This is a genomic window from Eubacterium sp. CAG:161 (assembly GCF_000432355.1).
In the GTDB taxonomy this organism is placed as follows: Bacteria; Bacillota; Clostridia; order Lachnospirales; family Lachnospiraceae; genus Eubacterium_G; species Eubacterium_G segne.
Window position 1 is genome coordinate 46,650 of sequence record NZ_HF991856.1, and the last position, 9,451, is coordinate 56,100.

At 35.1% G+C, this 9,451-nt stretch carries 7 protein-coding genes (1 of these 7 running past the window's edge); 4 read left to right on the forward strand and 3 right to left on the reverse strand.

The genetic code is table 11. The features are described from left to right. A protein-coding gene (locus tag Q5O30_RS03495) for a glucose-1-phosphate adenylyltransferase (protein ID WP_021952373.1) crosses the window boundary here: on the reverse strand, positions 1-763 show its 5' portion. Its footprint begins 533 nt before the window's first position; 763 of the gene's 1,296 nt are visible here — the first part of the coding sequence; its start codon is at positions 761-763; its stop codon lies beyond the left edge, outside the window. 373 nt (positions 764-1,136) lie between these two features. Here Q5O30_RS03495 and murC point away from each other — a divergent pair, with 373 nt between their 5' ends. From murC to Q5O30_RS03515, 4 genes are all read left to right on the forward strand, one after another. Next, positions 1,137-2,519: a UDP-N-acetylmuramate--L-alanine ligase gene (murC, locus tag Q5O30_RS03500; RefSeq protein WP_021952374.1), complete on the forward strand. Its 1,383-nt coding sequence runs from the start codon at positions 1,137-1,139 to the stop codon at positions 2,517-2,519. A 322-nt stretch (positions 2,520-2,841) separates the two neighbouring features. After that, positions 2,842-4,026: a DnaD domain protein gene (locus tag Q5O30_RS03505; protein ID WP_021952375.1), complete on the forward strand. Its 1,185-nt coding sequence runs from the start codon at positions 2,842-2,844 to the stop codon at positions 4,024-4,026. 27 nt (positions 4,027-4,053) lie between these two features. Beyond that, positions 4,054-5,046, forward strand: coding sequence for an ATP-binding protein (locus Q5O30_RS03510; RefSeq protein ID WP_021952376.1), 993 nt, complete (start codon positions 4,054-4,056; stop codon positions 5,044-5,046). 30 nt (positions 5,047-5,076) lie between these two features. Beyond that, positions 5,077-6,246, forward strand: a complete 1,170-nt coding sequence (locus Q5O30_RS03515; protein ID WP_021952377.1) for a ribose-phosphate pyrophosphokinase — start codon at positions 5,077-5,079, stop codon at positions 6,244-6,246. A 112-nt stretch (positions 6,247-6,358) separates the two neighbouring features. Here Q5O30_RS03515 and Q5O30_RS03520 read toward each other — a convergent pair whose 3' ends face one another. Together Q5O30_RS03520 and Q5O30_RS03525 are read right to left on the reverse strand one after the other, a co-directional pair. Beyond that, positions 6,359-8,260 carry an ATP-binding protein gene (locus Q5O30_RS03520; RefSeq protein ID WP_021952378.1) on the reverse strand — a complete coding sequence of 634 codons (1,902 nt, stop codon included), beginning with the start codon at positions 8,258-8,260 and terminating at the stop codon, positions 6,359-6,361. Continuing rightward, positions 8,257-9,321 carry an exonuclease SbcCD subunit D gene (locus Q5O30_RS03525; protein WP_021952379.1) on the reverse strand — a complete coding sequence of 355 codons (1,065 nt, stop codon included), beginning with the start codon at positions 9,319-9,321 and terminating at the stop codon, positions 8,257-8,259. Before Q5O30_RS03525 ends, Q5O30_RS03520 begins: the two co-directional genes overlap by 4 nt. Positions 9,322-9,451 lie beyond the last annotated feature (130 nt).

Below are 9,451 nucleotides of genomic sequence, written 5' to 3' on the forward strand. Positions count from 1 at the left end.
TGTTTGCCTGCCAGTAGGATTTAAGAGTTCCTACATCTTTCCAGTATCCTGTATATTCATATGCAAAAATTCTTTTTCCGTTCTCATGAACATATGGAATAACATGCATACCGAAATCACAGTTAGGCTGATCCTTCAGTTTAATAAGTGCACCCCTTAAAACCGGCCAGCTAAATATGTAAATACCCATTGAAGCAAGATTGCTCTTTGGATGTTCCGGTTTCTCCTGAAATTCAGTAATCTTATGATTTTCATCTGTAACTACCACACCAAATCTGCTTGCCTCTTCTATTGGTACCGGCATAGCTGCAATAGTAACATCCGCATTATTTGCCTTGTGGTAATCCAGCATAACTTCATAGTCCATTTTATAAATATGATCCCCTGACAAAATTAAAACATAATCAGGATTATATGTTTCCATATAATTCATATTCTGGAAAATAGCATTAGCCGTACCTGTGTACCATTCCGTGTTCTCACTTTTTTCGTAAGGCGGGAGAACTGTAACACCTCCGATATTGCGGTCGAGATCCCATGGCATACCAATACCAATATGATCATTTAACCTAAGTGGCTGATACTGTGTAAGTACACCTACCGTATCAACGCCCGAATTAATACAGTTGCTTAATGGGAAATCTATAATCTTATATTTTCCACCAAACGCAACTGCCGGTTTTGCAACTTTTGCAGTAAGTACACCAAGACGGCTACCTTGTCCACCTGCTAACAACATTGCAATCATTTCTTTTTTTATCATGTCAACTCACCTCGCTGCTTATATTAAGTAATAAAATTATAGCATTAAATTGCTAATAATAAAAGCATTTCCCCCCTATTTTTTATTTATATTTTCTCTTTTTTTTGCCATTTTTCGTTCTTAGTTGTGCAAAATGTACAATTTTTTTATTGTTCTTTCCTATTTCTTATTTTTTCATTAATCTATTTTGTATTTTTAACAATTTTCTATACTATATTTTGTCTAAAATTGCTATAATAAAGTTATTCCTGATTTTTGTATTTATTATAGAAGATTTACCTTTTAGTTTTGATTAATTTTATGTTAAATCTTTAAAAAGTACTAAAACAAGTGTATAATCATATAAGATTTTATTATGAGATTGGAGAAGAATATGTACAAATTAGATTTTAATACTCCTGCTAAACTACATTTTACCGGAATCGGTGGAATTAGTATGAGTGCATTAGCAGAAATCATGATTTCAAGAGGTTTTACCGTTACAGGTTCAGATTCAAAGGAGTCCGAAATAACAAAGCACCTAGAGTCATTAGGTGCAACTATTTGCTACGGACAAAAATCGCAGAATGTTTCTTCAGATGTTGAAGTTTTAATTTATACAGCTGCCGTTAAACAGGATAATCCTGAATTAGTTGCAGCAAAATCAATGAATATTCCCCTTCTTACAAGGGCGGAATTTTTAGGTCAGATTATGCAGAATTACCATACTGCCATTGGAGTTTCAGGAACTCACGGAAAGACCACTACTACTTCCATGCTTTCCCAGATTATGCTCGAGGCAGATACCGACCCTACCATATTAGTAGGCGGAATTATGCCTGCCATTAAGGGAAATACAAGAATCGGTCATTCTGATAAGCTTATTACTGAAGCATGCGAATATACTAACAGTTTCTTATCCTTTAAGCCAACAGTTGCCATTATTTTAAATGTTGCAGCGGACCATCTGGACTTTTTTAAGGATTTAGACGATATAAGACATAGCTTTAGGGAATATGCCCGTTTAGTCCCTGATGATGGAGCTTTAATTATTAACAGCGACATTGACAATATTGAATATTTTACGGAAGGGCTCAAATGCAGTGTCATTACAGTAGGTTCAGACCCTAATAAAAGTATGTACAGTGCTGCAAATATTACTTTTGATGAATTTGCAAGAGGCTCTTATGACTTAGTTGTAAACGGTGAAATTAAAGACCATATTACATTAAAGGTCACAGGAAAGCACAATATTTATAATTCCTTAGCTTCTATTGCCGCTGCCCACTTTATGGGAATAAGTAATGAAGATATTAAAACAGGACTTATGGCATATGAAGGTACGGACAGACGTTTTCAGCTTAAGGGTAAATTGGGAGATATTACTATTATAGATGATTATGCCCATCATCCTGATGAGATTAGGGCCACCCTTAGCACTGCAAAACACTACCCACACAATAAATTATGGGTTGTATTCCAGCCACACACATATTCACGTACAAAAGCTCTGTTGTCTGAGTTCGCTGATGCGTTGAAGGAAGCTGATGCAGTAGTTCTGGCTGATATTTATGCTGCAAGGGAGAAAAATACCCTTGGCATAAGTTCAAAAGATGTAATGGATGAGATAAAAAAAGACGGTGGTACTGCTTACTATTTCCCAACTTTTAGTGAAATAGAAAATTTTTTATTAGAAAATTGTGCACACAATGATTTGTTAATAACAATGGGTGCCGGAGACGTAGTAAAAATAGGGGAACATCTTCTTGGAAAATAACTTATTAACATTCCACAAAATTTTGTTGATAACTATTAACAAAATTTTGTGGATTTTTTGTTTACATAAGATTGAATTTTAGCAACCTTGATTTTCCAGAGTTAATGGGAGGTGTGACAGTTTTCGACAAATTATGCCCCCTTTTTATTATCATTATTAACATTATTAACATACCCCGCAATCCCTTTAAAATAGGGCATTTCAGCCAATTTGTGACGTTGATTTTTAGAAATTTTATGCTATACTTCAAAATGTATTTGAGATGCAGACAAAGCTTTGGAGCAAAGCTTGATATAGAAAATTATTGTAGGAGAGCACAAAAATGGCTAAGTTGATTTTAGACAGAGGTAACTTTGCGGATTTCACCTCTATTTCGAATGTTTTTTTAGATGAGTATATGCCAAAAGCCAATGGGGAATTTATAAAAATCTACCTTCATTTGCTTCGTCTTATGAACAGAAATACTAGCGAAGCTTCTGAAGATGAATTAACACTTTCAAATATTGCTGACAGGTTTAATATGTTAGAGGCTGACGTAAATCGTGCCCTCCATTACTGGGCAGATCAAAGTCTGTTATCACTTTCAACGGACAAGTCCGGAAATATTGCCTGCATCAGATTTGAAGCCTTAAAAAGCAACCGTTATCTTGTAAGTGGTATTTCCACTGAGAATGTATCTGGTGCTATTGAAGTATCTGATATTTCAGATGTAAAACCTGAAATTTTGGCAGCGGTTTCAGGAGACAGCACTCCTATTCCTGTTCCGGAAACATCAGGGATTATCATTCCGGCTAAGAGGAAATATTCTCCAAAGGAAATTGCTTCTTTTTCAAATGATGACAGGTTTGAGCAGCTTACATTTTTGGCACAGACTTATTTAGGATGTACACTTAATCCTGCTGACATTAACAGCATTATTTATATGTTAGACGGACTTAAGCTGGATTCTGATTTTATTATATACATAATGGAAAAGTGCATTTCAGAAGGTCATAAGACTTTTTCATATATTGAAAAGACTGCTATTTCTTATGTTCAAAAGGATATCTATACTATCGAGGAAGCTAAGTTAGATGCAAAAGTAAGAAAGGATATTTACAAAAGAATTTATAAGATTTTTGGACTAACTTATAAGGCTCCTGTAAAAAATGAGGTTTTATATATTTCAAAATGGACAGACAAGTATGGTTTTTCTGATGACATTATTTTAGAGGCATGCAACCGTACCATGGAGCATACTCACTGTGCAAGTTTCAGATACGCAGATGGTATTTTGACAAACTGGTTCAAAAATGATGCTAACTGCTTAGAAGCTATTGAAAAGCTGGACAAGATTCATTCTGAAGAGACAGCTAAGTCATTTAGTGTTGTTTCAAAAGCCCCGTCAAAGAAGGCAGTGAAAGCTAAACGTGCAAAAACTTTTGAACAGCGTACATATGATTACAGTCAGTTAGAAAAGAAGATTGTAGAAAGCCAAAACAAGAAATTTGCCAAGAAGAATATTTAATAAAAGGATTTAAGGAGAGTTTCCCCTATGGGTCTTACAAGAGAACAGTTTGATACTATAAGTAACAACTATAATAACAGACGTTTAGAAAATAAAATAGAAATGGACAGGCGTATTAAGGAGGTTTATGAAAATGTACCTCAAATAGCCGAATATGACAGGGAAATTGCTTCACTGGCTGTTAATGCCACAAGGCTTGCATTGTCCGGTGATGCTTCTGCTAAGGACTCTTTAAGAGAGGATATTCAGGTTATAAGCGAGAAAAAGCGTGCAGCACTTCTTATGAACAGATATCCTGGGGACTATCTGGATGAAATTTTTACCTGCCCTATTTGTAAGGACACCGGATTTGTCCACGGAAAACCTTGTGAATGCCTTAAGTCTGAAATAATAAATCTTATATATTCAAGATCAGAATTAAATGAGATTTTAGCAGTGGAAAATTTTGATAATTTCAATTTTGATTTCTATTCTGATGACATAATTGATGAAGTTTCCGGCATATCTTCCCTGGAAAATATGGAAACTATTGTAGACAGATGTCATTATTTTATAAATAACTTTGACAAACACCCATGTAATCTGCTATTCTATGGCAGGGCGGGTACAGGCAAAACCTTTTTAATTAACTGTATTGCCAAAGAATTAATAGACAAATCTTATTCTGTTATTTATCTTTCAGCAGTTCAGTTTTTTGACCTGCTTGCAGATTATTCTTTCAGAAGAGAGAATAATTCCGTTTACAGACAGATTAGTATAAATGAATTAGAGGGATGTGATTTACTTATAATTGACGATTTAGGTACTGAGATGAGCAATTCCTTTACCGACTCGGCACTGTTTGATTGTCTTAATGAGCGACTTATACATCAGAAATCTACTATTATTTCTACAAACTTTTCTATAGAAGATTTGCAGAATAAATATGAAGAGAGAATTTTTTCCAGGGTTATTGGAAATTATAATTCTTTTAAGATTTTTGGTGATGATATAAGAATAAAGAAAAAGTTTACTATTTAACACATTTACACATGAAGGAGAGTTTTACAAATGGCTATCGAAAAGTTTATCGAATCTATTCCCGTTGGTCCACTTGCCATCGTAGCATTATCAGGAAGTAAGGCATTAGGAGAAACTGTTGATGCTTACATTTCTGATTGGAGAAGTGAAAGAGTCGAAGCAAAAGAATCACCTATTACATTTAAAGGTTATGTTAAGGATTCATACCTGTTAGATGTAAGCACACCAAGATTTGGTACAGGTGAAGCAAAATGTACCTTAAAAGACACAGTTCGTGGTTGCGACCTCTATATTATCGATGATGTTACTAATTACAGCATTGAGTATACTGTTTGTGGTCAAAAGAACCATATGTCTCCTGATGACCACTATGCAGACATTAAGAGAGTTATTGCCGCTGCTGCAGGTAAGGCAAAAAAAATTACTGTTATTATGCCTTTCTTATATGAAAGCAGACAGCACAGACGTACTTCCAGAGAATCTATGGATTGTGCAGTTATGTTACAGGAACTTGTTAATATGGGAGTTGATAATATTCTTACTTTCGATGCCCATGACCCACGAGTTAACAATGCTATTCCTATTCACGGTTTTGAGTCAATTATGCCAACATATCAGTTCATTAAAAATCTTTTAAGAAATGTTGACGATTTGCAGTTAGATTCAGAGCATTTAATGGTTATAAGCCCTGATGAAGGTGCTATGGGAAGAGTTGTATACTTCGCCAACGTACTTGGTATTAATATGGGTATGTTCTATAAGCGTCGTGATTATACTACTATTGTAGATGGAAGAAATCCTATTGTAGCTCATGAATATTTAGGCGAATCAGTAGAAGGAAAGGATGTTCTTATTATTGATGATATGATTTCATCCGGTGACAGTATGTTAGATGTTGCAAGCCAGTTAAAAAAACGTAAAGCAAAGAGAGTTTTTGTTGCATCAACCTTTGGTCTCTTTACAAACGGTTTGGAAAAATTTGATAAAGCCTATGAAGATGGTCTTATTTACAGAGTAATGACTACAAACTGCATTTACCAGACTCCTGAACTTTTGTCAAAAGAATGGTACATCAGTGTAGACGTTGCAAAATACACAGCCTTATTTATTGACAGATTAAATCACGATTCTTCAATTAGCGATTTATTAGATCCTGTTGAGCGTATCAACAAACGTGTTAATGAATATGGAAACAGATAGTTAAAGTTTATTTAAAAAGATTGCTACTATTTTGGTAGCAATCTTTTTTTGTCTTTATATCTTATTTTTAAGCCGGCTGCCTCTGGGCAAGCTGTCTTTTTGATTTCTTATTTTATAACTTTATAAAATTGTGATGTATTTTCAACTTATCCGCCATTACTTTTTCTCTGGTATGGCAGGAGAAAATAATAACCTGTTCCATGCTTTCAGCCATAAACTTCATTGTGTTGCCCATACGTTTATTATCATACATAACAAAGGCATCATCTAAAAGAATCGGCTTCTTATCTTTCTCAAAAATGATATCAGCTGCTGCAAGGCGAAGCGCCATATATATCTGCTCCACCGTTCCTTTACTAAGCTTAGATGCAGGAATTAGTGATTTTTTACCATTAATGGAAATGTTTAATCTGTCATCTATAGAAAGATTATCATATTTTCCATTGGTAATCTCCGACATATAAAAGGACGCCTTTTCATTTAACTTCTTTCCAAAGCTGTTTCTAATTTCAGTAGCTATTTTTTCAATATTTGTCTTTGCCTCTTCAATGGCATCAATTTCAAACTTTGCTTTTTTAATAACTTCAAGTCTGTGATTTGATTCATTAATTCTTGCTTCAACTTCAATATCTTTTTCTTTTTTCTGCTCCAAAATCCAGTTAGCCTTGGAAATAGCCTCATTCAATTCCCTCTCCTGCTGCTCTATTTCCTTAAGCTCATCGCTACAATCTTCTGAATTTACTTCCTTTTCCTCTTCTGCCTTTATCAACTCCTGTGTTGCCTCAAGGGCATCTTTTTTGCTGTCAATCTGATGCATACAATAAGTTTCCTCATGCTTTGCCGCATCTAACTTGTCCAGTACCAGCTTAAGCTCTTTCAGGCTTTCAATTTTCTTATTGCGTTTCTTTTTGTTAACAAAAAACTTTACAACAGATAAAATCAGACACACGCCTGCCAGTCCTAAGCAAATCGCAGGCTTCATCCAATATTCCCCTACATATAACAAATCAACATTGCCAACGGTAAAGCCAATTGCTGCCCCAATAAATGCCATGGTAAGAATTATAAACACAATCGGTATATTGCTTCTGTTTACAACCTTATCTGTAAGCATATCCATGGTCTCCCAATTATCAATACCCTTGCTTTTTAATTCATTTTCCAATGACTGCTTATGGGATTTTATCTGCTCTAACATAGAGTTATACTTTTCAAGCTCCGTGGTATATGACAAAACCTCCTGATAAAGATTCTCTTTTCTCTCATTTTGCCTTGCCAGTTCCTCCAGCCTTTTGGCATCCCTTGCAGACAAATCCTTTTTCTTTTCCTGAAGACGTGCCACAGACTCCTTTTTCTGTTCAATAGAGGCAATAATTGTGTGCTGTTCTCTTTCTGACAACTCCAATGTATCCTCGTCATCTCTTATATATCTGCGGATTTCATCCTCTTCTCCAATTTTATTTTCAGAAATAATCTTTCTTTTTTCGGTATTTAACTCCTCAAAAGCCTCTTTTATATTAATTTCCATAGACTTTGTGGAACCAAGATTAGCTGCATAATTTTTCAGTATATTCTCCAGTTCCTTGTCAGTAACGCTGCCTAGCTGGCTTATGCTAATGGTATTGTAATAACAGCTTTCATCCAGTCCCGCAAACAGTTCATCTATTTGTTCCTGAGATAATTCAATACCTAAATCCTCATTTATTACCTTAAAGCTCTTATTTTCCTTACTAAAATTGCGCTCTATACGATAGTTCACTCCATCGCTTTCAATTCCCATGGTTCCCTGATAATTAGAAGGATTGTCCCATGGCTGGTATTTAGAATAGGTATCTTTAGCACTTGCCTTTCCTCTTTGCTTTTCAATTCCGAAAAGCATACCTCTTATAAAGGTGTGAAGAGTGGTTTTCCCTGCCTCATTTTCACCATATATAATATTAAGTCCCGGCTCAAGAGATATATATTTATGATTAAATTTACCAAAATTCGTCAACTGTATATCTTTTATAATCATACCTTACCCTCCATAGCCTGTGATAAAGCTTTTGTGCCATAATAAAGTGCCTTCTGCTGCAACGGATTTAATGGTTCCTTATCTAAATACTGACCAATAAACATTCCAAGAATATTATCCTTATTGTCGGCATACATTTCCTCAAAATCAAAATCCGGAATTGTTTCATCAATAACAGTTACTATATTGCCACAATCCATTACGTCTTTTATGCTTATTTCAAATTCAGGATCCCTGTAACCGTTAAATGTTACACGGTACATGTTATCCTTTCCTCTTTCATTAAAAATGTCGGAAAGCCTGTGTCTGATTTCCATATTTGTAGCATTTGGCGTTACCGTAAAGTCCAAATCAACATACTGTCTTTTAGAAAATGGCACAAATTCAAACTCCAGACCTTTCTTGTCCACTTCTCCGTATATATAGCCACGCTCACCTGTATCATTCACATCAATAGGCTCTAAGGAACCACAATAAGCCATTTTGTACTTTTCATCCATAAACGGCTTGTGAATATGTCCCATTGCCACGTAGTCAAATCCTGACATTGCCACTCTCTTTTTATTAATCGGAATATGCTTTTCATCACCACCATGAGCCACCAGAATATTTATCATATCAGGTCTGTCCACAATAATGTGATCATACATTCCATCTGTTATTTCTGTCTGATGGTAGCTAAGTCCATAGACACATGCGTTAAGTTCCGGGATTTCCACTTTTTGAACATTCTCACTGCCTAGAAAAATAACATTATCACTCCACTTAAAGCCATCGTAAAATGACCCCTTTTTAATGGCATCATGATTTCCGGCACACAGCACTACTTTAGTTTCAGGTATTGTTGAAAAAAGATAGTCCACCTCTTTTAACTCCCTAAGCAATGGCTGTCTGTGAAACAAATCCCCGGCAATAATCAACATATCCACCGGCTGTGCTTTAATTTTCTTTATTAATCTCTCAAAAGTCTGCCAGATTTCATCTCCACGGTTTTTTGCCCACTCTTTTCTGCTCTCCGGCATGGCTCCTAAATGAATATCTCCTGTATGAATAAAACGCATAGTCCCTCCCGAACTTTTTTACTATCTTTTAGTATAACATTAATGGATTTTTCGGTCAATTAATCAGAGAGATATGTTATGGTTTAATGAGAATAAAATATGAGTTTTAATATTTGCATCCATAACAAAG